General features: G+C 72.9%; 14 protein-coding genes. 7 read left to right on the forward strand and 7 right to left on the reverse strand.

The window, feature by feature from the left end:
* Positions 1–3: 3 nt before the first annotated feature.
* From fxsT to J5X75_RS37270, 5 genes are all read right to left on the reverse strand, one after another.
* Complete coding sequence (fxsT, locus tag J5X75_RS37250; protein WP_307798507.1) at positions 4–2895, reverse strand: FxSxx-COOH system tetratricopeptide repeat protein; 2892 nt, start codon at positions 2893–2895, stop codon at positions 4–6.
* A 137-nt stretch (positions 2896–3032) separates the two neighbouring features.
* A complete protein-coding gene (locus J5X75_RS37255) occupies positions 3033–3521 on the reverse strand; it encodes a cupin domain-containing protein (protein ID WP_208472315.1) in 489 nt (162 codons plus the stop codon).
* 10 nt (positions 3522–3531) lie between these two features.
* Positions 3532–4572: an NAD(P)-dependent alcohol dehydrogenase gene (locus tag J5X75_RS37260; protein WP_208472316.1), complete on the reverse strand. Its 1041-nt coding sequence runs from the start codon at positions 4570–4572 to the stop codon at positions 3532–3534.
* Between the two features lie 3 nt (positions 4573–4575).
* Positions 4576–5043, reverse strand: a complete 468-nt coding sequence (locus J5X75_RS37265; protein WP_208472318.1) for a DUF4334 domain-containing protein — start codon at positions 5041–5043, stop codon at positions 4576–4578.
* 201 nt (positions 5044–5244) lie between these two features.
* A complete protein-coding gene (locus J5X75_RS37270) occupies positions 5245–6231 on the reverse strand; it encodes an ABC transporter permease (protein ID WP_208472320.1) in 987 nt (328 codons plus the stop codon).
* Between the two features lie 97 nt (positions 6232–6328).
* Here J5X75_RS37270 and J5X75_RS37275 point away from each other — a divergent pair, with 97 nt between their 5' ends.
* From J5X75_RS37275 to J5X75_RS37285, 3 genes are all read left to right on the forward strand, one after another.
* Positions 6329–6937 carry a TetR/AcrR family transcriptional regulator gene (locus J5X75_RS37275; RefSeq protein ID WP_208472322.1) on the forward strand — a complete coding sequence of 203 codons (609 nt, stop codon included), beginning with the start codon at positions 6329–6331 and terminating at the stop codon, positions 6935–6937.
* Between the two features lie 153 nt (positions 6938–7090).
* Positions 7091–9103, forward strand: a complete 2013-nt coding sequence (ligA, locus tag J5X75_RS37280; RefSeq protein WP_208472324.1) for an NAD-dependent DNA ligase LigA — start codon at positions 7091–7093, stop codon at positions 9101–9103.
* A 43-nt stretch (positions 9104–9146) separates the two neighbouring features.
* Complete coding sequence (locus tag J5X75_RS37285) at positions 9147–10988, forward strand: hypothetical protein (RefSeq protein WP_208472326.1); 1842 nt, start codon at positions 9147–9149, stop codon at positions 10986–10988.
* Between the two features lies 1 nt (position 10989).
* On the opposite strand, the gene J5X75_RS37290 is transcribed toward J5X75_RS37285, so the two are convergent.
* Both J5X75_RS37290 and J5X75_RS37295 read right to left on the reverse strand, forming a co-directional pair.
* Complete coding sequence (locus J5X75_RS37290; RefSeq protein ID WP_208472328.1) at positions 10990–13245, reverse strand: NB-ARC domain-containing protein; 2256 nt, start codon at positions 13243–13245, stop codon at positions 10990–10992.
* Positions 13242–15479, reverse strand: coding sequence for an AAA family ATPase (locus tag J5X75_RS37295; protein WP_208472329.1), 2238 nt, complete (start codon positions 15477–15479; stop codon positions 13242–13244). The genes J5X75_RS37290 and J5X75_RS37295 overlap by 4 nt, the downstream gene beginning before the upstream one ends.
* 317 nt (positions 15480–15796) lie before the next feature.
* Here J5X75_RS37295 and J5X75_RS37300 point away from each other — a divergent pair, with 317 nt between their 5' ends.
* Genes J5X75_RS37300 through J5X75_RS37315 form a run of 4 tightly spaced genes read left to right on the forward strand, consistent with a single transcriptional unit; the run spans position 15797 to position 25302 of the window.
* The gene (locus J5X75_RS37300) at positions 15797–17131 is read left to right on the forward strand and encodes a hypothetical protein (RefSeq protein WP_208472330.1); all 1335 of its coding nucleotides are present in this window, start codon (positions 15797–15799) and stop codon (positions 17129–17131) included.
* A gap of 53 nt (positions 17132–17184) precedes the next feature.
* Entirely contained in the window at positions 17185–19359 is a 2175-nt protein-coding gene (locus J5X75_RS37305) for a CHAT domain-containing protein (RefSeq protein WP_208472331.1), read from the forward strand.
* A complete protein-coding gene (locus J5X75_RS37310; protein WP_208472333.1) occupies positions 19356–24296 on the forward strand; it encodes a hypothetical protein in 4941 nt (1646 codons plus the stop codon). The genes J5X75_RS37305 and J5X75_RS37310 overlap by 4 nt, the downstream gene beginning before the upstream one ends.
* Positions 24280–25302, forward strand: a complete 1023-nt coding sequence (locus J5X75_RS37315; RefSeq protein WP_208472335.1) for a hypothetical protein — start codon at positions 24280–24282, stop codon at positions 25300–25302. The genes J5X75_RS37310 and J5X75_RS37315 overlap by 17 nt, the downstream gene beginning before the upstream one ends.

Raw genomic sequence — 25302 nt, forward strand, 5'->3', positions numbered from 1 at the left:
CGATCAGGTCGGCGGCGCCTCGATGTCGCCCTCGAGCCGCTGCCCCTCCGCGGCCGCCACCACCTCGGGATGGCCGGCGCCCAGCAGAGCGGTCAGCTGGTCCAGCGAATCGCGGAAGAGCCGCGCGCCACGCTCCTCGGCGCCGGTGGCACGCAGATCCAGGGACAGATTGACGGCCCGCATCAACACGTACGGATGCTCCTGGCCACCGCGTGCCGCCGTGCCCTTGGCGTCGGCCTCCCGGCTCAGGCGCAGCATCTCCTCGGACAGCTCCAGCGCCGCCCGGTGCCGGCCGGCCAGCGCGTGGTTGTTGGCCAGGGACGTGCCGGCGCAGATCGTGTACGGATGGTCCGGGCCCAGCTTCACCTGCAAACGCGGGTACGCGTGCTGGTCCAGGGCGAACGCCTCCTCGAACAGCCCGGCGGCCCGCATGATGATCGCCCGGTTCACCTCGGCGGCCAGGGTCAGCGGGTGGTCGTCGCCGAAGTCGTCGCGGTAGCGGGTCAGCGCGTCGTCGGCCAGCTCCGCCGCCTCCGGCAGCTCGCCGGCCTGCCGCAGCACGTTGGCCAGGCTCACCGTGGCCGCCACCGAGAACTCGTGGCTGCGGTTGAACGGCAAGTTGAAGCGATTGGCGGTGCGCTCGTGGTTGGTCCGCATCACCTCGAGCGCCTCGGCGAGCCGGCCCAGTTTCCGCAGGGTGATGGCGTGGGTCCGCTCGGACACCAGCACGAAGCCGTGCCGGGCGCCGAGCAGCCGCTCCTGCTCCGGCAGCCACTCCCGCAGCCGCTCCAGGGCGGCGTTGTAGTGGCCGAGACCGTAGAAGTCGCGGGCCACGTTGATGTGCGTGCGGATCACGTTGGCGTCGACGATGCCCTGGTCGGCCCAGTGCGAGACGATCTCCTCGTCGAGTTTCAGCGCCTGCGCGAAATCACCGAACAGCCGGTAGTCGACCGCCAGATTGCCCTTCACCCGCAGCGTGTACGTCTCCTCGTCGCCGAAGACCTCCCGGTGCAGCCGGTAGCTCTCCTCGTCGAACGCCATCGCCTCGCGGTACTGGCCGGCGATGCGCATGTCGTGCCCGCGCTGGTTACCGGTGATCAATGTGTACGGATGCTCGGGCCCCAGCAACGGACTGGCCAGGAACCGGTTGTACGTGTCCAGCAGCAGCTCGGACGCGGTGCTGCTGTCGCCGAGCGCCCGGATCGCGTTGGCGATCTGTGCCCGGGCGAGCAGGGTGGACTGCCCGTCCGGCCCCAGCAGCGGATCGGTCTCGTCCTTCGACCACTCCTCGGCGGCCCGGCTCGCCAGGGCCCGGCTGTTCTCGTAGTCGCCGACGATGTAGAGGTAGCGGGCGTGGTCGAGGACCGTCTGCCGGCCCTCCGGGGTGCCCGAGTGCACCATGTCCGCCGGCGTCAGGTGCGGGCCCATCTCGCTCTGCAGGGCCAGCTCACCGACCTCGTCCGGGTCGCCCGGCTTGGCCACCGCGAGCAGCCGCTGCACGTTGCGCAGGGTCTCCTGGCGCACCTCCGGGTTGAGCGTGTCGCGCAGCACCCGCTGCACCAGCCGGTGCACCTGGAGGCGCGGTGTCCGGTCGCCGGCCGCCATCGCCGACGTGGACCGGCCGACCTGTTTGGCCAGACCGTACTTCCGCAGCTCGCGAACCATCCGGCCGGTCGAGATCGAGTCGTTGAGGGCGGCCCGCAGCTCCGGGGTGAGCGCCGCGTTGGCGCCCCGGACCAGCAGTGACTGCCGGACCGGCTCACCACCGAGGAACGCGAACAGGGCGAAGAACTGGGCCGCGGCCCGGTCGTTGTTGTCCAGCTTCTCCAGTGCGACCGACACGAACGCGGCGACGGTCAGCGGATAGTCGGCGGGCTTGCCCTCGTTCAGCAGCTCGCTGCGCTCACCCAGCAGCTCGATGTACTCGGCGACCGGCATGCCGGTCGCCAGATACCAGGCCGCCGCCTGTTCCAGGGCCAGCGGCAGGTCACCGAGCGCCTCGGCCAGCTCGTCCGCCTCGTCATCCGAGATCGGCGCCAGCGAGCTGGAGTCCCGGGTCCGCCGGGTGAGCATCTGCACGCTCTCGTCCCGCCGGAACACGTCGACCTCGATCGGGATGCCGATGTGGCTCCACTCCTCGATCCGGGTCGTCACGATCACGTGGCCGCCGGTCGACGGGAGCAGCGGCGTCAGGTCGGAGGGCTCGTCGGCGTTGTCGTAGACGAGCAGCCAGTCCCGGTCGTCGCCACCGGCGGCCAGCCAGTTCAGCACGGTCCGGGCGGTCTCCTGCTGGTCGTCGGCGATCGGCAGGTCGATCCGCTGGGCCAGCTGGGTCAGCGCGGCGAGCACGGTGGACGACTGCTCGGCCGGGATCCACCAGATCAGGTCGTAGCGGTCGAGGTTCCGGTGCACGTACTCGATGACGAGCTGGGTCTTGCCGACACCGCCGAGGCCCTTGAGCGTCGGCGGGAGAACCGAGGTGGTCGACTCCTTCGACAGCGTGGCGCCCAGCCGTTCCAGCAGTTCCACCCGGCCGGTGAAATTCCTGTTCCGGATCGGGATGTCACCGACGATCCGCTCCTCCGGCCGGTAGACCCGGGGCCGGGACGGCCGGCTGCCCGCCGCGAGCGCACCGAACCGGGCGGACGCGTCACCGGGATGCCAGCGGATCACCGTCTCGGCGAACAGGCGCAGCCCGTTCGGAGCGGTGGAGGCCGCCTCCAGGATGGCGGCGAGATCCTCGGCGGCGTCGTCCGAGCGGCGAATGCGCAGCGGAGTGGCGAGCATGCCGTTCAGTTCCTCGACGCGGGCGTCCCGTGCGGAGCGATCGGCCAGGCCTTGCACTTGAAGAAGGGTCTCGAGGAGCTTTTCACGGGAAAAGGCCAGGTCCGACACGGCTTCTCATTTCCGAAGGCGCGGATGGAGGTCGAACCCGCAGGATATCGGAAACAGGCTGCTCGCGGGGGCCGCCGAAGCGCCGCATGGTGCCATCTCCGGCAAGCCGGCCGGGCCCCGCGGCGCTTCGGAAGACATCAGTGCTGGTCGATCCATATGTTGTCGTGTTCCACGTAGAACGCGGCCTTCTCGTCGTCGCTCATCTCGTCCAGATGAGCCAGTCCCTCGAAGTAGCCCTCCCGTGGTGCGCCCGGCGAGAAGTGCAGCAGCATCGAGACCGGCGCGCCCGACCGGTTCTTGAAGCCGTGCACGCCACCGATCGGGACATGCACCCAGTCACCGGGTTCCGCCTCGATCCACCGCTCCCCGTTGTAGATGCCCATCACCCCGGACAGGATGTAGAACGACTCGCTGATGGAACGGTGGAAATGCGGATCCGGGCCGGTCACCTCCGGCCCGCACTCCCACCGGTAGAGGCCGAACAGGCCACCCGTCGACGCGCCGGTGGCCAGATAATGCACGCGCGTGCCGTTCGGATAGACGAGTTCGGCCTTCGAGCCGGCGGGCCGGTGCCACGCGCTCTTCTCGCCGGATTCCCCGTGATATTGCGGAGGCGGATATGTCATAGGCCTCTGTCTACCCGAAAGTGAGCACCGGTTTGACCACCTTGCCGGTGGCGGCGTCCCGGGCGGCGGCCTCGATCTCGGTGAACGGATACTCGGTGACCAGCCGCTCCACCGGCAGACGGCCGAGCCGGTGCAGGTCGATGAGCTGCGGCAGGAAGGTGGCCGGCGCGGCGTCGCCCTCGATCACGCCCCGGATGCGGATGCCGTTGTAGATCACCGTCATGATGTCGAACTCGGCCGTCCCGCCCAGGCCGACCAGGGCCAGCGTGCCGCGCCGCCGCAGTGCGCCGATGGCCCGGGTGATCACGTCGGGGCGGCCGGTGGTGTCGATCGCGTGGTGCGCGCCGGTCACGCCGGTGTCGGTGGCGCCGAGGGAGAGCGCCAGGTCCAGGCGGGCCGGGTTCGGGTCGACGGCGACGACCGTGCAACCCAGCGAGACGGCCGCCATCACGGCGCTCAGGCCGACACCGCCGCAACCGAAGACGGCCACCGTCTCACCGGGGGAGGGGCGCAGCACATTGAGGACGGTGCCGGCGCCGGTCTGCACACTGCAACCCAGCGGTGCGGCGACCAGCGGTGAGAGAGCGGCGGGAACCCGTACCACATTGGATTGATAGGCCAGGGCGTGTGTCGCGAAGCTGGACTGGCCGAAGAAGTTGCCGAAGACGGCGGAGCCGTCGAGGCTGAGCGGGCTGCTCCCGTCGGCCCGCGTGCCGCGCATGTTCAGATCGCTGCGCAGGCAGTAGGCCGGATGGCCGCCGGTGCACAGGTCGCAGCCACCACAGCTGCGGTAACTGAGCGCCACCGTGTCGCCCACCCGGACCGAGCCGACCGCGGCGCCGACCGCCTCGACGACGCCCGCGCCCTCGTGGCCGAAAACCATCGGGGAGATCTTCTCCGGCCAGCGGCCGCGCATCGCCAGATCGGTGTGGCAGATGCCGGCCGCGGTCATCCGGACCAGCACCTCGTCGTCGCGGGGCGGCTCCAGGTCCACGTCCCGGATGGTGAAGGCCGCTCCGGCCCGCTCGACGAGAGCCGCCTGGATCCGCACCGGTCACTCCCGTTCGAGCACGAAGTAGTAGTGGCGGCCCTCGTCCAGGACGCCCTTGCCGTTCATCACGCCGAGCAGGACGCTCTCGCCGGCCGATTTGAAGTGGTCGAGCACGGGTTGGCCGTCGTAGACCATGGTGGCCGTGATCTCGCCACGGAACTCGACCGGCCACAGGCTGGCGCCGCCCTTGGCCCGCTCGACGTCGTCGAAGAGCTCGCCGCCGTCGCCGCGGCAGACCAGCGGGGCCACCTCGGTGAGAGAGTCGAACCGTTTGCCGTGCCAGCGGATCTTCGGCAGGTAGCCCTCGAAGCGGTGGCCGCTGGCGAACTCGCTCCCGCGCCAGGAACCGAGGATGTCCTCGGGGCGCACCGGTGGCAGGGCCGCCCAGAGTTCGTCGAGCTCGTCGATCGTGGTCTCGCCGCCGGCCGCGCGGATCTCGGCGAGGCGGAAGCGGGCAGCTTCGGCGTCCATGACCAGCCTTCCTTATTGGCGTCCCGCCAATATATGCCTCCGGGGCGCCGCGACGCGAGATCCGTTCTCGGTACGCGTGAGGCCGTTCCGCCCCGATCCGGCCGTCCCGCCGGACCCGGCAGCGAGCCCGCGCCGCGCGGACGGGACGGTCCGACGATGGCGGGGCGGGGTCTCGCGTACCGGGAAAGGGTTCGAGGGGATCTAGACGGTGACCGTGGCGGCTTCCCTGGCCGGTTCGGTGGGCGCCGGTGCCGAGCGGCGGGCGCGCAGGGCGCCGGCCGTGCAGAGCAGGGCGCCCACGGTGAGCCAGGCGAGCAGGACGATGATCGGGCGGGTGGCGGCGGCGCCGTCGAAGAAGGCGGTCGAGCGCAGCAGTGTTCCGCCGGCGCCGGGCGGCAGCAGCTGGCCGAGCTCGCCGGACCAGCCGGGCAGCATCTGCGGGGCGGACGAGGCGCCGGACAGCGGGTTGCCGATCAGCATCATGGTCGCTGCTCCGATGCCGACGCCGGCCATGCCGAGCAGGGATTCCAGGCCGAGTACGGTGAGCGCGGTGGCGGCGACGGCGAGTCCGATGGCGCCGGCGTTGGCGAGGTAGTCGCCGTTCAGTGAGCCCAGCCAGAACTGGAGGATCGCGGCCATCGCCAGGCCGCCGGTCACCGCGAAGGCGAGCGCGCCGGCCACCCGGCGGCCGGTGCCGCGGACCCGGGCGGTGAGCAGGACGGCGGCCAGGATGCCGCCCAGCACCAGTGGCAGTGCCCCGGCGGCCAGGCCGGCGCCGCGCGGGTCGTCGGCGGGCAGGGCGGCCAGATCGCGTACGGCGGTGGTGGGCGCCTGGCCCTCGTGGGCGAGTGCCGTGCCGAGGGCCTGAAGGGTCTGGGCGACCGCGGGGCCGGCGGCCGAGGCGGTGATCACCTGGGGCGTGCCGGAGGTGAGATCGATCGCGCCGTACGCCTCCCGGTCCTTGATCAGCCGCTCGGCGGCGGCCGTGTCGGTGACGGCGGTGACGTCGAACGCTCCCGGCAGGCGCTGCTCCAGCGCGCCGGTGACCTGTGCGACGGCGGGGGCCGGGCCGGCGACGGCGATCGGCACGTCGTGGACCGAGGACCGGACCGCCGGCCAGGCGAAGGCGGTGAGCAGGACGCTGACGATGACCGTGAGCAGCCCGACCGTGGCGGTGACCTGCTTCATGGCGGCTCCTTCGTTAAAGTGAACGGTGGTTCGTTTTAAACGATGGGCCGGTCGCCGGTGTTTGTCAAGAACGGTCGTTCGTTTTAGCGTGGGACGCATGCCACGCGTCACCGACGAACACCGGGCCGGCCGCCGCGCCGAGATCCTCGCCGCGGCCGCCCGGGTCTTCGCCGTCAAGGGATTCCACGGCGCCTCGATGGCCGACCTGATCACCGAGTCCGGGCTCTCCGCGGGCGCCGTCTACAGCTATTTCCGCAGCAAGGAGGAGCTGATCGCGGCGGTCGCCGACCTCGCCCACGCCACCGCCGACGACGTCTTCGGCGCGCTGCTCGCCGACCGGGCCACGCCGTCGCCGGCCGACGCGGTGGCCGCGATGATCACGGCGATCCACGAGCGGCTCGTCGACGGGCCGCTTCCCGGCGTGGACATCACCCGGCTCGGCGTGCAGGTGTGGGCCGAGGCGCTGCGCAACCCCGAGGTGTACGACCGGGCCCAGTGGGTGGTGCGGCGGCTGCGCGGGCACTGCGCGGAGGTGGCCCGCCGCTGGCAGGCGGCCGGCAATCTGCCGCCCGGCGCCGACCCGGACCAGATCGGCGCGGCGATGCTCAGCCTCCTTCAGGGGTACGTGCTCCAGCGCCTGCTGGTCCCGTCGACCGACCCGGCCGGCTACGTCGACGGCGTCGCCCACCTCCTTGGGAGGCGCTGAGGCTGTCTCCGCCACGGGAACGAGCGGGCCGGCCGGTGTGGCTGCTCATCGGACCGAACCCCAGCCGCGGGCTCCGAGCCGCCCATCCACGGCGGATCCGGGCGTTCCTCGGCGGCTGAGAAAATTGTCGGACCCCGGCCGTACCCTCCTGGCATGGTCAATCGTTCCCCTTCCCCGGGCATCGCCGCGTTCGCCTCCCGAGCCGAGTTCGACCAGGCGGTCGCGTCGGCGCGGCACGCGGCTCAGGCGTATTACGACACCGGCGACGCGGTGATGACCGACGCCGAGTACGACGTGCTGGCCGACCGGATAGCCGCGGCCCTCACCGAGCATCCGGACTGGGACGACATGGGCGTCACGACCGCCGTGGCCGCGGGGGCCTCGGCGGGCGGCGACGTCCGGCACCCCACCGCGATGCTCTCCCTCGACAAGATCAAGACGCCGGAGGAGGTGGCCGCGTTCGTCGCCACCCTCGGCGGCGACGGGTGCCTGGTCGAGGTCAAGCTCGACGGCCTCGCCCTCCGCGCGGAGTACGAGGCGGGTCGCCTCGTGCTGGCCGCGCTGCGCGGTGACGGCGCCACCGGCGAGGACGTCACCGCCCAGGTCCGGCGCGGTGTGGCCGGGCTGCCGGCCGAGCTGGCCACACCCTGGACCGGCGAGGTGCGCGGCGAGGTCTACATGACCGTCGAGGACTTCGAGGCGGCCAGCGCCAACCGGGTGGCCGCCGGCGGCAAGGCCTTCGTCAACTCGCGGGGCGCGGTCGCCGGGGCGATCCGCAGCATCGACCGGGCGTACGAAGCCCCCATGACCTTCGCGACCTACGAGATCACCGGCGAGGGGGTCGACGCGTCCGGCAGCCACCTCGGGCGGATGGCACGGGCCGAGGAACTCGGCTTCCCGGCCGCCTGCCGGCTCATCGACGGGGTCGGCGGCGAGCTGTTCACCGCCGACGAGGTGATCGCCGCCATCGAGGCGATCGGGGCCCGGCGCTCCGAGCTGGTCTTCCCGATCGACGGCGCGGTCATCAAGGCCGATGCCGAGAGCACCCGGCGGCGGCTCGGACTCGCCTCCCGCACGCCGTACTGGGCGACCGCGTTCAAATACCCCCCGGACACCGCCTCCACCGTGCTGCGCGAGATCGAGGTGCGCGTCGGCCGGACCGGGCGGATCAGCCTGCGCGCGATCATCGACCCGGTGCAGGTCGGCGGCACCACCGTCACCAAGGCCACCCTGCACAACCCACAGTGGGTCGCCGAGCAGGGCCTCGCCCTCGGGCAGACCGTCGCCGTGTGGCGGGCCGGTGACGTCATCCCACGGGTCACCTCGCCGATCGGCGAGCAGCCGCACGGGCTGACCCCGTGGGTGGCGCCCGAGGTGTGCCCGCAGTGCGGCGAGCCGTGGGACCGGAGCAGCCTGCTCTGGCGCTGCCACACCGCCTCGTGTGCGGCGGCGAACGCGCTGGCGTACTGGTGCAGCCGGGAGGCCCTCGACGTGGACGGGGCCGGCGACTCGTTCTGCGACGCCGTCATCGAGGCGGGGCTGGCCCGCGACGTCGCCGACCTGTATGGGCTGGCCGTCGACGACATCGCCGAGTTGCCGGTCGGCAGGACCGTGGCCGGCGGGACGGTCATGCTCGGCCGGGCCAACGCGGAGCGGATCATCGCGGGGCTGGCGGCCAGCAAGGCGCAGCCGTTCAACCGGGTGGTCACCGGGCTCGGCATCCGGATGACCGGCCGCAGCGTCGGGCGGTGGCTGGCGGCGCGGTTCAAGTCGATGACCGCGCTGCGGGCCGCCACCGTCGAGGAGATCGCCGAGATCGACAAGATGGGCCTCATCAAGGCCCAGCACGTGGTGGACGGTCTGGTGGCGATGAGCGACGTCATCGACCGCCTGACCGCGCACGGGCTGACCATGGAGGTGGTCGACGACGGTGGGGCGAAGCCGCTGGCCGGAAAGACGTTTGTGGTGTCCGGTTCGGTGCCGGGCTACACGCGCACGACGGTGAGTGAGCGGATCGAGGCGCTGGGCGGGTCGGCCAGCAGCAGCGTGTCGGCGAAGACCACCGCGCTGGTCACCGCCGAGACCACCACGGCCAAGGCCAAGAAGGCGGCTCAGCTGGGCATTCCGGTGATCGAGCCGGAGGAGTTCGCGCGCATGCTCGCCTGACACCCGGGTCGCGGCGAGATCATCAGGACTCTATCCTGGCGCGATGCTTACTGAGGGTTACCGGCTCGCGTGGGAGTCCCGGCGGGTGCTGGCGGCGGTCCTGTTGCCGGTGGCGGCGGTCGCGCTGCTGGTGACGGCGGTGCTGGGCCGGTTCGCGGGTGGCCGGCCGGCGGTCGCCTGGGTGATGCCCGGCGTGCTGGTGGCGGCCTGGATCGTCGGGCTGCTCGCCGGGGTCTGCGCCGTCGCGCGCGGCCTGGGTGTGATGGGCGCCCTCCGGCGGGCGGTCGCGTTCCTGCCGGTCTTCGTGGCGGGGCTCGTCGCCGTCGGCGGGGCGGTGTACCTCGGCATGGTGATGGTCGCCGGCACCGGCTCGGTGCCGTTGGTGCTGGCCGTGCTCGCGGCGGGCGGGCTGGTCGCATCCCGGCTGGTGCTGGCCGTGACCTCCGGGGCGAGCGGGGCGCAGGACCGGCCGGAGTCATGGCGCGAGTCGGCGACGTTCCTGCTGGGCGGGGTGGTGGCGCCGGCGCTTCCGGCCTATCTCCTCCCGGGCTCCGTGGCGTTGGCCGTCCTGCTGCCGATCATGCTGGCCGTGCAGGTGGGCCTGGCCGCTCACCGGCACATGCCGCGGAACCCGGCCGACGCGCCTGATCCAGCCGACTCGCCCGACCCGGCAGACCGCGCCACCGTGGCGGACGCGGCCGGCTCGGCCGACCGGGTGGAACCGGCAGAGCCGGCCGGAATGGGCTCGGAGCGGGTGGCGGGCCGCGGGGTCCGGGTCTGGCCGGGTGTCGCCATGATGGCGGTCGCCGTGCTGGTGGCCGGCGGTCCGGCGGTGGCCGGGCGGTTCGGTGGGCCGGTCCGCACCAACGACGCCGGACCGTTCCGGCCGGCCGCGGTGGCCTGGCCGGCCGGGCGGCATCCGGTGATCGTGACCGACGCCGGGGTCTGGTTCTGCGACGACGATCTGTGCGAGAAGTACACCGACGTCAGTGGCGGCCCGTCCCCGATCGGGGAGTACGCCACGGCCGGGATCGCCGCCGACGGGACGGTCGTCAAGACGGCCGTCACCGGGGGACCGGACAGCGGCGGGCCGTTCCTGCACTATGCGCGCTGCGTACCGGAAGGTTGCCGGAACGCCTGGCTGCCGGTGAGGGCGAGCGCCAAGGTGAAGCTCGACCCGATGGCGTCGGTGGAGGCCGTCGGCGCGATGGCGCCGGACGGCGCGCTCTGGTTCTTCGTGGCCGCGCCGGCCGAGGGCGGGGAGCTGGGGCGGTACCGGTTCTCGCTGATCCGCTGCGCCGACCTGGAGTGTTCCGCGCCTCAGCGGCACGAGGTCGGCGCCACCGACCGGAGCCCGGCCGACGGCTACGGCGACGGAGCCCGCGCCCGTCTCACGATCGGCGCCGACGGCCGCCCGGACGCGGCGTTCTGGACCGGCATGAGCGTCCTGCGGTTCAGCTGCGACCCGGTGACCTGCGCGAACCCGCGTGAGACCGCCAACGACGGCGTTCCGCCGCGAGGCGTCTGGACCACCGCCGGCGACCAGACCGTCGCCTACTTCGACGAGCGGCTGTTCCGGGGCACGGATCTCACGCCGGTGGCCACCGGCAGCGCGAACGGCACGGGCGGGCTGGCGGTCGCCGGACCGTCGGTCTACGTGGCCGCCGCCCTGCCCGCCCGACCGGACCGCGGCTTCCACGTGACCATCGGCGAACCGGCCCGCCACTGGCAGCAGACCGTGTGGCGATGCACCGACGGCGACTGTGACAGCGTGCCGATGGACCGGTACGAGGGCGAACCGTGGCGTGAGCTGGTCGCGGTCGCCGAGGACGGCCGCATCCTGCTGGTCCGCCCCGGTCGCATCGTGCTGCGCGAGGCGCCGTAGGTCAGCCGACGAGCCCGGGCGCCGAATACTGCGGATCGCCGATCATCAGGTAGGGCGGTGGCCGCCCCCCGTCCGCGATCAGCTTCTCGGCCAGATGTCTCTGGGTGCAGGCGTCCTCGTCGCGGCCGTGGGCGGTCAGCGCCCGGGCCAGCAGCAGCCGGCCGCGGGCCTGCTCCCAGCGGTTGCCGGTGCTCTCCGCGGCGAGCACGGCCAGCATCGCGTGCCGGGCCGCGGCGAGCAGGGCGGCGCCCACGTCCGCCCGGGACTGGTCGTGCAGTTCCCAGTTCGCCTGGGCGAGCCGCCGGTGCAGCATCGTCCGGCGGTGGTCGTCGCCCTGCTCCCGGCCGGTGACCGGGCACAGGTCGTCGATCACGTTGCGGTGGCGGTGGTGCACGTGATGCCGGGTCGCCGACACCATCGCCCGCCAGTAGGCGTCGTCCGGCAGCGGCCCGTCCAGGTACGGGTCGGCGAGCTGCCGTGCCGCCTCCAACCGGGACCGCAGCCGGGGCTCGCCGCCCGTCCCGAGCAGTGCCTCCCCCTCGGCCACGTGCCGTTTCGCCCGCTGCGCCCAGCCCAGCTCGCCGTAGACCTCGGCCGCCGTCAGGTGCATCAGCGCCCGGCCGCGCAGCAGTTCGGGCCGGGTCCGGGACCGGACGCCGTCGATCACCGTCTCGCACTGCTCGTAGCGGCCGGCGATCAGGCCGATCCGCACATGGGCCAGCAGATAGTCGAACGCCAGCACCGGCGACGGCGTGATCTCGGTCCACCCGGTCCGGGCGGCGACCGTTACGGCGGCCGGATGCGGGCGGGTGAAGCCGGTCACCAGCCGCAGGGCGAAGTCCCGGTCCCGCTCCAGCAGCGCCGGCACCTCCTCCCACAGGCTCTCCTGCTCGAACCGGATCCAGGCGAGGCATTCGGCGGCACCGGCGCGCGGCGACGTCTCCGGGATCCAGTGGTGGGCCACGTCCAGGCCGGGCAGCGGATGCTGGGCGCTGCCGTCCAGCGCCGACCGGGCCAGCTCCAGGTAGACGCCGCGCAGCCGGTCCAGCGCGTCCCGGCACGTCGAGGCCAGGTCGGCGTCCTGGTTGAGGTGCGCCTCGGTGAACGTCCGGACCAGCGGATGGAACCGGTAGCGGGCCAGCTCGAACCGGTCGTCGCGGCCGGCCGGTTCGAGCAGCCGGGCGCCGGCCAGGGTGGTGGCGATGACGTCGCTCTTCGCGGCGCTGACCCGCAGCAGCGGCCCCAGCACCCAGGAGGCGAACGACCGCGACCGTACCTGGGTGAGCAGGCACAGCGCGTCCCGTTCCAGGCGGCTCAACCGGCCGAACTCGGCGGCTATCCCGGCCACCGCCGCGGTCGCCCACCGCGGGCGGCTGGCGCGGCCCAGATCGGCCTCGATCGACTCGGGGCTCAGCAGGGCCAGGTCGGCGTCCTCGTCGGCGACTCGCGCGCCGAGGGCCTGCAACGCCGCGGGCAGCCGGCCGCAGGCCTGGACCAGGCGGACGCTCGACTCGATGGCGGTGAACCCGTCCAGGCCGGTGACCGAGCAGAGCAGGTCCAGCGCCTCCCACTCCGGAAGCGGGTCGAGCGCGAATCCGTGCACGTTGAGCTGCGGCGACAGGTTCCGGCGGCTGGTGATGATGACCAGGGAGCCGGGCGCGTTCGGCAGCAGCTCGGTCAGCTGTGACGGCTCCTGGGCGTCGTCGAAGACGAACAGGATGCGGCGCCCGGACACCCGGGCCCGGAACAGGGTGGCGCGTTCGCTGGGGTTCGCCGGGATCTCGTACGCCCACGCCAGCTTCTGCAACACCATGGTGAGCAGGTCGCCGCTGGCCACCGGCACGCCCGCGTCGGTGAGGCAGAGCCGGACGTGACCGTCCGGGTAGTGCTCCGCCACCGCGTCCGCGGCCCGCCGGGCGAGCGTGGTCTTGCCGACCCCCGGCATCCCGTGGATCAGGACCGCCTTGGGCGCCGGGGCGCCGGTCTCCCGCGGCTCACCGAGCAGGCCGATCACCCGGTTCAGGTCGGCGGCCCGGCCGACGAGCCGGCCCGTGGTGGGGCGCCGCGCCGGCCGGGGTGGCCGGTCGGGCCACACCAGCACGGTGGCGACGGCGGCGGCCAGCAGCAGCTGGATGACGGCCAGCAGCACCGACCACCAGTCGCCCTGCCACGCGCCGGTCACCGCGACCAGCGCGAAGAGCAGCGGGAACACCACCGTCGAACGGCGGCGCAGACGCCGTGACCAGAGCCGCTTCATCGCACCTCGGCGTACGGCGGCGCGAACCGTTCGCGGGCGCGCTCGGCCGCGTCGTCGCCGCACTCGGACAACTCGTCGCGGGCCACCTGCCAGTGCGTCTGTGCCCGTCGGCGGTGACCGTCGCCGTGCGCGGGCCATCGTTCGGCGTCGGTCCAGTGCAGTTCGGCCAGCAGCAGGGCGGCACGGCCCCGGCCGTACCGGTGCTCCATGTCGGAGAACGCGTAGAGCGCGTCGCGGGCGTAGCGGAAGGCCTCCTCGGAGCAGGCGTCCGTTTGGGCGAGTTTGGCCCGGTCGTAGGCGATCCACGCCAGCCGCAGGTGCTGGCCCCGCCGCAGGGCCCAGCGTTCCGCCTCGTGGACCGCCCGCTGAGCCTCGTCACGCTGGTGGGCGCGGCCGTGCACCCGGCCGTGAGCTCGGTAGAGGCGGGCCCGCAGATCGATGCCCTCGTCCGGCAGGGTGGCGCAGATCCGGGCGGCCTGTTCGACGGCGGCGCGGCCGAGTTCCACGTTGCGGCGGCTCTCCAGCCGGGCGGTCTGGAGGAGCGCCAGCACCAGTTCCTCGGCCTCGTCGGGTTCGGAGGCACCGCAGTTGTCGACGATCCAGGCCAGCGACCGGCGGGCGGCGTGCTCGTCGCGGCGGCGCATCGCCAGCACGGCGGCACACCGGTGCGCCCGGTAGGTGGCGAGGCGGGGCGCCGTCTCGTCGATCAGACCGGCCGGTACGAAGTCCCGCAGCGGCCCGGCCACCCCGGACTCCACCCGTACCTCGGCCAGGGTGGCCAGTGCGAGATCCATCCGTTCGTCGCCGGTGGCGCGGGCCAGTTCGACCGCGCGCCGGGCGGTGGCCAGCGCCCGGCCGAGATCGCCGGCCTCCAGCCGGGCCCGGGCCGCCGTGACCGCGCCGCCGATGTCGGCGGCCGGTTCCCGGCGCCGGCGCTGGAGCAGCCGGGCCCGGTCGTCCGGTTTGCTCTCCTCCTGGAACTTCTGCCGGGCGAACAGCAGCACGTCCTCGCTGACCCGGTAGACCGGCACGCCGAGCGGGTCGCTGCTGGTCCGGGACAGGAAACCGGCGACCAGCAGCCGGTCCACCACCCGCTGCGTCTCGGTCTCGTCGGTGCCGGTCAACGGCACGAGAGCGGACAACGGGAACGAGGTACGGCCCAGGCAGCCGATCAACCGCAGCCCGCGCCGCTCGTCGTCGCCCAGCAGGTTGTAGCTGACCTGGATCGCCACCGTGACGGCGGCTCCGTGGCCGCGGCGCTGGCGCAGGACCGACAGGGTGGTGGCCGGATCGCTGTAGATGCGCCGGATGGCGTCGGCGTGCGAGCCGCTGCGGCTGGCCAGCTGGGTGGCGGTCAACCGCAGCGCGTTGGGGTGGCCGTGCAGGGCGCGGACGATGCGCCGGCAGGTCTCGTCGTCGTCCACCCAGGTTTCCGACACCATGGCCCGGATCAGGTCCATCGACGGTTCCTCGGCCAGCGGCTGGAGGTCCAGAAGGGGCCAGCCGCAGTCCTCGAAGGCCGCGCCGTCCGCGGTGGTGACCAGCACCGCGCATCCGGCGCCGTCCGGCAGCAGCCGCCGGACCAGTGCCGGGTCGTCGGCGTCGTCGAGCACGACCACCGGCCGGTGCCGGGCCGCCAGCGCCCGGAACAGCGCGGCCCGCTCGCCGAGGGTGGCCGGCACCTCCAGGTCCGGGTCGCCGAGGCCGGTGATGAAGACGCCGAGGACGTCCGCCAGGATCCGGTCGTCGTCGCGTTCCCCGCCGGAGACGTGCGGTTCCCGGCTCAGATCGCCGAACAGGGTGCCACCCGGATAGCGTGCGGCGAGCCGGGTGGCGGCCACCGCGGCCAGAGCGGTCTTGCCGATGCCGTTGGGACCGGCGATCACCGCGACCCGGATCCCGCCCGCGCCGTCCAGAGTGGTGTCGAGCTGGTCCATCTCGTCCTTGCGGCCGACGAAGACCGGGGGCAGGGCGGCGAGCGCGGACGGCACGAGATAGTCGCGGGCCGGGGGCCGTCTGCGGTGCAGGAACGGGATCAGCACGAGGACGCCGACGGCGATCACCAGCATCCCGAGGGAGAACCACTGGATCGCGCTGGGCGCGGACCGGGTGCGCACGAGAATCGTCGCCACCGCGCCGGAGGCGAGAATCAGAGCCGTCCACCGGGAGCGGATAATGACGGCGATGATCCCGTCGGTGTCGTGCGAGAAATTCTCACGCCACGTTGGACTCATGAATTCCCTCCAGCTCACGTAGCGGACATAGCTGAAGCGACGGCTTGGTCCCGCGGAATTTCATGATGACGTATACGGGTGGCACCAGGCCATAGTTCGCCCACCGACGGGCACATCGCAATGTCACCGTTTGTGATGATCATTCCTGGACCCGTTCCGACCTCACCTTTTTGGCCTGCCGGGCAACCTTCCTGGAACTAATGGGGCCTTCACTCGACCGGAATGTTTAACCCATAGTGGGGAACGTTCGGCAAGTCCCGGAACGACGGACAAACAGGCCGTTCACCCTCCCCGTACCGGACCCTATGGTGACCAGCGTGCAGGAGGCAGCCACCCGGTTCCGACTCGAGGAATCCATTTCCGATCTCGACCAGTTGCGGGACGACCTCGCCGATTGGACGGTTTCCGCCAAACGGCTCGGACCGCAAGGTCAATATCTCGACCAGCTGTCGTTGCTGGCGGAGATAGCCGGAGCCGGCATCGATCAGGTACGTCACGACCTGCTCGACCGTGCGGCCGTGGCGGCGGGCGGCGAACTCTACGAGGAGTGCCGCCGGGCCGACCACCGGACCGCCCTGCTGCGACGGTTCTGGCGGTGGTACGCCGACCGCCTCGACCAGCGGCTCGAGGACGGCTACCGGCCCACCCTGGCCGCCGCCGACGAGATCGTGCGCAGCACCTGGCAGGCGCTGTACCCGGACGACGAGACCCGCCCGCCCACGCCGCTGCCGCACGTCGCCCCGATCGACATGGCCGTCTCCACCGCCCGCGACGAGGTGCCCCGTGACCTGCGCGCCCCGTCCGAACCGGTGCTGGCCCGATGGACGAAGCTGATGCCGCTGTCCACGATCGCGCTGCCGTCGACGGTCACCCGGCGGCCGTGGTGGCTGGTGGTCATCGCCCACGAGTGCGGGCACCAGGTCGCCGCCGAGGCGGTCGAGGACCGCGACGGCTCACCGTCGGCGGCGCTCGAGGCGGCCGCCGCACGGGCCGGCGCCGGCGACGACGAACAGCGGGACTGGCGGAACTGGGCGATCGAACTGTTCGCCGACGCCACCGCGGCCGTCACCAAGGGCACCGCCCCGACCTGGTCGGTGATGGAGCTGGAACGCGGCACGCCCGGCACCCTGCTGCGGCCCGACGTCGGCTACCCGCCGCCGGTGCTGCGCTGGTGCGTGGCCGACGCGGTGGTGGCCCGGATCGGGCTCACCGGGGTGGTGCCGGACGCCGACCGGGAACTGCTGGCCGCCTCGCCGTTCGCCGGGCACGCGGCCCGCGCCGAGGCGATCGCCACCGCCCTGCTGGACATCCGGTTCGGCGGCACCACGCTGCGCGAGATAGGCGTCCGCAGCCGTGACTGGGAGCGGACGGCGTGCCGATGGCGCGACGCGCTGCTGGGCGTGACCGAACCCGCGGCCGGGACGGCGCCGGAATCGGCCCGGCTCTGCGTCGCGGGCGGCACCATGGCATGGCGCCGCACCACGGCCGGAGCCAGCGGAAACACCGATCGGGAACGGCTGCGCCGCCGGCTCCTGCGGGTGCTGCCGCAGAGCCGGCCGAAAAGCGTCCGCCACGCCACACCACGACCGGAGCGGCGTGCGGTGGCGGTGACCCGGCAGGTACTGGACGACCTGCGGAGCGACGCCTGGTGAGGGCGATCGTGACGGTGGGACGCCGGCCCGTCAGCGGCGTTCCACACTGGCCGGTGCGCGTGACCGCGCCGGGCCGGGAGGACCTCGTCCGTACCATGCCCGCGCACCCGGACGAGACGGGCCGGTGGTGGCCGGCCGCCACCGAGGACGAGCTGGACCTGCTGCTGCGGCTCACCGACAGCCTGACCGGGGACACGCCGAGCCTGGCCACGACGCGGGCGTACGGTCGCTTTCTGCTCCTGGCACTGCTCGGCCCGGAAGGCTGGGAGCTGCTGTTCGGCGGTGACGACCAGCCGGCCGAGCTGGACCTGCGGTTCCCGCCCGACGACGCCGACCTGCACCTGCTGACCTGGGAGTTGCTGCACGCCCCGCAGGACGACGGCGAGTTCCTCGCCCATGATCCGGAACATCCGGTCATGGTGGTCCGTGGCATCGCGGCACGCGCCGGCGGCGACCGTGAGGTCCGCCCGGTGACCGGGACCGCCCGGATGCTCTTCGCGGTCGGCAGCGAACTGCACGATCCCCAGGTGCGCGCGGGCACCGAGGTGATGACCATCATCCGGGGCTACGACCGGACCTGCTCCCTGATCGACTTCCGGATCCGCGCCCAGGTGACCCTGGACGGCCTGGAAAGTGCCTGCGGCGAGGTCCGGCCGCACATCCTGCACCTGATCGCCCACGGATCCTGGCACCCGGATCTGGCCGAGAACACCGTGCAGCTGCGTCCCGAACCCGGCTCGGCGAACGGCGAGATCGACGCGCACGTCAACGCCCGGGCGCTGGCCGGCGCCATGCGGGCGGCCGGTGAACTGCCCCTCATGGTCATCCTCAGCGCCTGCGAGAGCGGCAGCAGCCGGCCCGGTGGCGCGGCGATCGCCGCCGAACTGGTCGACGCCGGCGTGCCGATCGTCGTCTCGATGACCGGCCGGATCTCCAACACCGCGTGCCGGACGTTCGCCCGCGCGTTCGCGGCCGCCGTGGTCCGGGGCAAGCCGTTGCCGCAAGCCACCGCCGAGGCCCGGCAGCTCACCTTCTCCCGGCTGCGCGGAGGCGAGATCGACTGGGCGCTGCCGGCCGTCTTCATGGCCGGCGACGTACCGGACGGCTTCCAGGTCGTCGACGACCGGGAGACCCGGCCGCTGCGCGACTTCCTCGGCCGGCTCGGCCCGGTGTGCGCACCCGTCTTCCACGCCCGGGACGAATTCTTCGACCTCCTGGACCACCTGCTCGACCCGGGAGACCAGCTGGCCGTGCTGATCGCCGAGGGCCCGAGCGCGGCCGCCCGCCCGGGCGGCACCCGGCTGCTGCGTGAGCTGGCCGGGGCCTCGCTGCGGGCCGGCCACCTCCCGTGCAACGTGACGTTCGGTCCGGGCGGGGAACCGCGCAACGCGGCCCAGCTCGCCGTCGACGTGCTCTGGGCCATCGGCACCACCCGATCCGAACTGAACCTCGACGTGGACTTTCCCAGCGCCATCCTCACCGGCATCGAGAACCAGCTCGGCCGGAAACTGGTCGAGGACACCGTTCCGGACCGTCCCCTGTGCCCGGCCGTGCGCGCGAAATGGCTCCGTCCCGTGATCACCGGGGACTGCCCGGAGGCCTTCGTCGACGAACTGGCCGGATGGATCCGCGAGGACCTGCTGAGAATGGCGACCGCCGCACAGAAGGCCTACCCCGCCCTGTTCCCCGCCTCCGGGCGGCCGATCCTGCTGCTCGACGACCCGCGACAGGTGCCGGATCTGTTCGTGCAACTGGGCACCCTGCTGTCCACACGCGGGGTGTCCGCCGACACCATCGGCCCCGAGTCCCGCGACAAGATACCGGTGGTGGTCTTCACGAAGGACCCGAGAACCCGGTCCGACGGGCGGGAGTCCCGGCTGACCCGGGCGCTGCAGGATCAGGCCTGGGCGCGGACCGCGTCGGTCATGCTGTTCAAGCAGATGACCCCGGACGGGCACCCGGACTTCGTGGCCGCGGTCTGGCGGTCGCTGATCATGCATCCGCTGCCCACCATCGAGGGCCGGTTCACGCGGCCGCTCACCGTAGTGGCCGAACGCGAATCCGACTGGGCGCACCTGGTCCGAGAGCTCACCAACGGCAGCGAAGAGATCTACTCGGCCAAGCTGATGGCCGAGATCACCCGCGACGGCGTACGGCAGAAAGTACTCGAAGAGGACAACGACGACGCCGCCCTGGACAACCTGCACGGCTCCGGGAGCCGGGTGTGAGCGCCGACCCGGAGCTGTGGCTCGCGCTGGCGCCGTCCTGGACGGGCGAGTCGGCGCTGGCCACCGGTCTGCCCGCCACCGACACCGACGATGTGGACGCCTACTACCAGCGGCTCAGCGAACTGGTCGGCGCCTGGCAGCAGCAAGGCCTCGCCGAACGCAACGGAACCCTGCGACCGGACCAGATCCGGTTCACCGAGTTCTGGCACACCACGGCACAGCGCCGGACCGCATTGGCGTCCGCGGTCGCCGCGCTGGGGCGGCCCGCGCTGGCCACCGAAGCACGCCGGATCGCCACCCGGCTCCACGACTGTGATCTCGACGTCCCGCTGGACCGGGTGATGCGGAACTGGATCGACCTGGCCATCGCCGACGCCGCGGGCCATCCCGAGCGGCGGTTCCTCGACCGGGTCCGCGAACTGTGCCGCTCCCACCACGTGTCCGAGGCTCAGGAACAGATCACCGCGGCGGAGATCTACGAACCGGTGGCCCGGCCCGCCTTCCACGAGGCGGTGGAAGCGGCCCGGCGGCTGGTGCGCCTGACCCACCGGCGGGCCCACGACCGGCACTCGCTGCGCGAGTACCAGCCACGCTCGGCGTGGACCGCCGAGCTGCGCACCCTGCTCAACGGCGACGGCCGAGAGTGGGCGATGCATCTGATCGGTACGGGTGGGACCGGCAAGACCTCCTTCGTCCGGTACGTCGCGTCCGGAGAGTTCGCCGAACACAGCGGCCTGCCGCCGATCACCGTCGGGCGGGTCGACTTCGACCTGCTCAGCCCGGAGTACCCGGCCCGGCGGCCGGCCCACCTGCTGACCGAGTTTGCGCACGAGCTGGCCTCCGAGGTCCGCACCGGCCCCGCCGAGGAGGCCCGGGCCACCTTCTACCGGCTGGCCTACGCGGCGGACGAGGCCACCGGACCGGCCCGGGCGGCCGCCACCGCCGACGCGCTGAGAGCGTTCGTCCGGTTCCTGACCGAACTGCCCGGCCGGATCCTGCTCATCCTCGACACCTGCGAGGAACTCTCCCGCGCCGATCCGGCCGGCACGCCGGACGCGGCCGTGGCGGCGACCTTCGAGGTGCTGGCGGCCGTGCATCAGGGCCTGCCCAGCGTGCGCGTGCTGCTCTGCGGCCGCCGTCCGATGGACCCCGGCCCCGGCGTGGCCCTGCGGCGGGTCCCGGCGCGAGGATTCACCGAGGAGGAGGCGAAACGGTATCTGACCCGGCCCGACGACGGCGTGGTCATGCCGGAGTCCCTGGTGGAGGCGATCCTGACGCTCTCGCCGGAGCGCGCCGAACCACCCGACCAGGCCGCCCGCCGGTTCAGCCCGTTCGACGTGCGGCTCTACCGCCAGTGGTGGGCGTCGGAGAAGGACATCACCGCCGAACAGCTGGGCAGATCGGGGCGGTCGGCCTACGTCCAGGAGCGCATCGTCGGCCGGCTGACCGAACCCTGGTCGAAATCCGCCCTGCCGGCCGTCGCCCTGCTCGGCACCTTCGACGGCTGGACGCTGGAGTCGGTGATCCGGGACCGCAGCGACATCGAGGCGGTGATCGCCGAGTTCGCCCGGCAGGACTGGATCGACACCCGCACCGACCCGGCCGGTGAGGGCCAGGTCCTGGAAGTGCACGCCTCGATGCGGCCGCTGCTGCTGGTCTGGGCGCACGGCCTGGCCCATGAGAAGGTCGCCACCGTCCGGCGCAGCCTCGCCGCGGCGCTCGGCGAACAGTTGCGGTCCCGTCCACTGGACCAGCTCAGCGTCGCCAACGTGGTGTCCGCGCTCCGGCTGGCCGCACCGGTCCCCGCCGCGCAACTGTGGGAACTGCTCGAAGCACGGATGGGCACGCCGGGCGACTGGGCCTGGATGAGCCGGCTCTGCCCCCGGGTGCTGGGCGCTCTCGCCGAGGCGCGGATCCCGGCGGGACAGCGCCAGGAAAAGGCGCCCGAGGGCACCTCCCCTCCCGGTGACCTGCTCATCGCCGCGGTCCGCGCCACCGCCGTGGCGGTGGCGGTGCGCTCCGGCGCCGACTTCGACCGCGCCGCCGAGTGGCGGGCCGTGCTGCGGCTGATCGACGGCCGTAACGGCGCCACCGCCGAGCGACTGCGGCTGCGGGCGCGACTCGGCATCCTGGCCGCCACCGCCCGAGAGGCCATGTCCGATCCGGGCGCCGTCGCGGCCACCGCCGCCCTGATCCGCGACGCCACCGAACACGAGCGCCTGGCCGGCGCCGTCGTCGCCGCTGTCGAGGCCGTCGCCGAGACGACGGCGCCCGGGCCCGACCTGGAACCGATCGCGACGGCCGTCCACGACTGGCTGGCCAACAGCGATCCGGTGACGAGCATCTGTGTGCGGCTGGCCGTGCACCGCCTCATCCCGGGTGGGTTCGAGGACCCCATGCTCATCCGCGACCTGGACCGGGCCGCCCGGGACGCTCCGGTCGGCGTCGACCCGTGGCCGGACTGGATCGCCCCGCCCAGCGTCCTGATCCGGCTCGACCTGCACCTGGCGGCACGCGCATATCTGACCGGCGAGCCGCTGCGGAAACTGCCGTTGCAACAGTGGGAACGCGACGCCGAGGCCCGGTCGGCCACCCTGGACAGTGATCGGCTGCTCTCGGTCTGCCTGCACCTGCGACTCGGCCACGGAACGGTGGCTCGCGACCACCTGGACAGCCTCCTGCCGCTCGCCGGGCCGGCCGACCGGACCGCGCACCGGCTGCGGGTACACCGGCTCATCCCACCGCTGTTCCAGAGCCTCAGCTACGCCTACCTGGTGCTGGGCGACATCGCGACGGCCCAGCGGATGCTCGACGATGAACTGCGACGGGCACGCGAGCAGGGCGACCGGGAGACCGCCCGGTCCGCCGCCGACGGGCTGCTGTGGCTGGGCCGCCGGATGCGCCGAACCCTCCGCGCCGACCTTCCCGAAGCCGCCGAACCGCATCTGGCCGGCCGTGAGTGGGTGTCCCGTGCGCTGACCGACGGGACGCCGCCGCCCGCGCAGGTGTGCGCCTCGGCGGCACACTGGCACCGCCGCTGGCAGGCGCTCAGCGTCGACCCGCACACCGCGACGGTCACCCTGCCACCGTTGCCGGAGCAGCTCGGACCCGTCGATCACGGACTGCGCAAGCTGCTCGTCGCCGACCTGCGGGAGGCTGCGGCGGCCGGCGCGGGCGCCGCCGCGGAACAGATGCTGGCCAGGGTACGGGAGCTGCCCACCGCCGAGCGGGTAGACCCCGCGGCCGGGCCGCCGATAGACGCCGTACACCTGGCGCTCGCCGAAGCCGGCCCGGCCGACCTGGGCTCGTTCCACGACACCGACACAGCACACCCGCCGCTCTTTCTCGCCGTGGCGGCGCTCGAACTCGGCGAACAGCGGGCACTGCGGGATCCGGCCGGGGCGAAACCGCTGCTCGCACTGGCCGCCGCGCTGAGCGAGTCGCGGAGTCCGGTGCTCGGTTTCCAGGCGACGACCCTGGCGGCGCTGGCCCACGTGCACGCGGGCGCCGGGCAGAGCGACCTCACCACCCGCTCGCTGGTGCTCGGGCTGAACACCGCCTACACCCGGATGCGGGAGCACCTCGGCGGCACGCTGCCCGAGTGGGCCGCGCTGACCGGCGCGCCGCTGAAACCGGACGACCCCTGGGCCGGCTGGCTGGCCCGGGTGCGGGTGGCGATCACCGCGCTGGCGGGCCGGTCCGACCCGGAGCCACCGGCCGAGATCGCCCCTGAGCCACCGGCCGAGATCGCCCCTGAGCCACCGGCCGAGATCGCCCCTGAGCCACCGGCCGAGATCGCCCTGGAGCCACGGGCTGAGACCGGCCTGGAGCCACGGGCCGAGACCGGCCTGGAGCCACGGGCCGAGACCGGCCTGGAGCCACGGGCCGAGACCGGCCCGGAGCCACGGGCCGAGATCGCCCCTGAGCCACGGGCCGAGACCGCCCTGGAGCCACGGGCTGAGACCGGCCCGGAGCCACCGGCCGAGACCGCCCCGGGACCACGGTCGGTGGAGCTGCATCCCACCCGGTTCGGCGCGGCCGACCAGGCCATCCCGAAACGCGATGCGGTGAAAGCCGTCGTTCCCCGCCTGGACGCGCCGTCCCGGCTGCGGTTGTCCCTGGTCGCCATGCAGGCACGGTGGCGCCGGATCCCGCAGCTCACCGTGCAGGTGCTGCCGCGGCCCCGCAAGCTCCTGCTGACCACCGGACGGGAACCATGGCGCGGCCCCGCCGATCCGACCGGCTGGTCCGTCGCCGGCATGAGCCCGTTCGGCGCGGTGCGCATGGGCGCGGGCGACTCGGTGCCGGACCTGTCGGCGTCGATGGGCGCGGTGACCGGGGAGAATCTGCCCCGGCTGTGGCGCCTGGTGCTGCCGCTCGGCGACCAGGTGCGCTTCTGGGAGGCCGAGATCACCGAACGGCTCGGCATGCCCGACGGATCCGCGATGCCGCGTTGGTACCGGGAGTGGGCCACGGTCCGGACCGCACCCCACTCCGGGAACGGCCAGGGCGGCCCCTCGGTTTACGTCCTCGAGGGCCGGGTCGGCCGCGACCGGTCGGAGTTCCAGTTCCTGGACCGGGCGTCGGAGCGGGTGATGACCCCGGCCGACATGGCCCGGCTGGACGCCGCCGCCATCGTCCTGCGGACCGCACCGGCCGGCGGTGGTGACCCCGGTGGGGTCCGGGACATCGACGCGCTGCGCCTTGCCGTGCGGTGCATGGCCGCCGGTGTCCGCAACCTGCTGTTGCTGCCCCGGCTGTCGCCGTCGGCCGCCGCCCGGGTCGGGGAACTGGCCGCCGAACTGAACACCCGGGCAGGCCCTCCGCACGCCAAGGACCTGATGGCGCTCGCCGACAGCGCCCGAGACAGAGCCGAACCGAATAGGGGACACGTCGTCCTGTTTCTGGGAGGAAAGCCTGATGACCGCATTGGATAACCTGCGAGCCCGGGCCCGCCATTGGTGGAGCCGCGACGCCGAGCACCTCGTCTATCACTTCCTGCCGACCGCCGGTGCCGCGCCGGTGCCGCGTGACAGTTATCTGCGACTGTGGGTCGGCGACCTGTTCGTCGCCGAGGCCCGCCGGTACGGCGCGGACGTGCTGCCGGCATTGCGCGCCACGGTGGCCATGACGCAGCCCGACGGGCTTCGCGGCGTCCGGTCCACGGTGTGGCAAGCCGAACCCGGGCAAGAGGCGCAGGGTGTCCGGTCCGGCGCGCTGACCGGCTGGTTTCCCTACAGTGGCGGGACCGTGTCGGTGCAGGCCTGCCTCTACGCGATCAAGGCGAACGACTCGCTGCGCCTCGCGATGGACGTCATCGGGGCCCTCACCTCCGCCGTCGTCCCGTCTCTGGCCACGGTGGCCGGGCTCGGTGAACAACTCGCCAAGGGCATCGACCGGGTCGAGGCGGCGATCGAGGACGCCGGCTCCGGCCCGGTGCTCGTCCTGGACAAGGACTACGCGGTGGGCAGCTCCACCGGCGCGCTGCACCCCGGGCACATCGTGGTGATCAACACGCCGGCCCGCTCCTTCGACGTCGGCGGGCTGGCTCTCACCGACGGCCGGCTGACCCACGAGGGTGCTCCACTGGACGGTCTCGACTACCTCCTCATCGAGATCCAGGCCACCGCGAACCGCGACGACTGGGCCTTTCCCCGCCTGGACGAGTTGTTCCAGAAAGCCAAGGAGGCCGCCGTCCGGCGGGAGACCCCGACCCTGGAACGCCTCCGAGCGGAACTGCTCGTCCTGGTCTACACCTGCGCCGACCTGACCAGCACTGACCAGAGGCGTGTCGCCGCCCAGCTGAAGGAGGAACTGGAGGAGGTGGGCCGTGGCGTTTCCGCTCGTGACACCGTCACGTCCATCGGCCGGATGGTCGCCGAACGCGGTCTGCCGAACGCCCGTCAGGTGGCCCATCTGACTCTCTCCGATCTGCTGCGCTGA

Origin of the sequence: Actinoplanes flavus (assembly GCF_017592555.1) — a bacterium.
Taxonomy (GTDB): Bacteria; Actinomycetota; Actinomycetes; order Mycobacteriales; family Micromonosporaceae; genus Actinoplanes; species Actinoplanes flavus.

What these genes read in the sequence shown, in the direction of transcription:
- J5X75_RS37255 (WP_208472315.1), bottom strand. Translation starts at nt 3,521, where the DNA reads ATGACATATCCGCCTCCGCAATATCACGGGGAATCCGGCGAGAAGAGC.
- J5X75_RS37265 (WP_208472318.1), bottom strand. Translation starts at nt 5,043, where the DNA reads ATGGACGCCGAAGCTGCCCGCTTCCGCCTCGCCGAGATCCGCGCGGCC.
- J5X75_RS37270 (WP_208472320.1), bottom strand. Translation starts at nt 6,231, where the DNA reads ATGAAGCAGGTCACCGCCACGGTCGGGCTGCTCACGGTCATCGTCAGC.
- J5X75_RS37275 (WP_208472322.1), top strand. Translation starts at nt 6,329, where the DNA reads ATGCCACGCGTCACCGACGAACACCGGGCCGGCCGCCGCGCCGAGATC.
- ligA (WP_208472324.1), top strand. Translation starts at nt 7,091, where the DNA reads ATGGTCAATCGTTCCCCTTCCCCGGGCATCGCCGCGTTCGCCTCCCGA.
- J5X75_RS37285 (WP_208472326.1), top strand. Translation starts at nt 9,147, where the DNA reads ATGCTTACTGAGGGTTACCGGCTCGCGTGGGAGTCCCGGCGGGTGCTG.
- J5X75_RS37290 (WP_208472328.1), bottom strand. Translation starts at nt 13,245, where the DNA reads ATGAAGCGGCTCTGGTCACGGCGTCTGCGCCGCCGTTCGACGGTGGTG.
- J5X75_RS37295 (WP_208472329.1), bottom strand. Translation starts at nt 15,479, where the DNA reads ATGAGTCCAACGTGGCGTGAGAATTTCTCGCACGACACCGACGGGATC.
- J5X75_RS37315 (WP_208472335.1), top strand. Translation starts at nt 24,280, where the DNA reads ATGACCGCATTGGATAACCTGCGAGCCCGGGCCCGCCATTGGTGGAGC.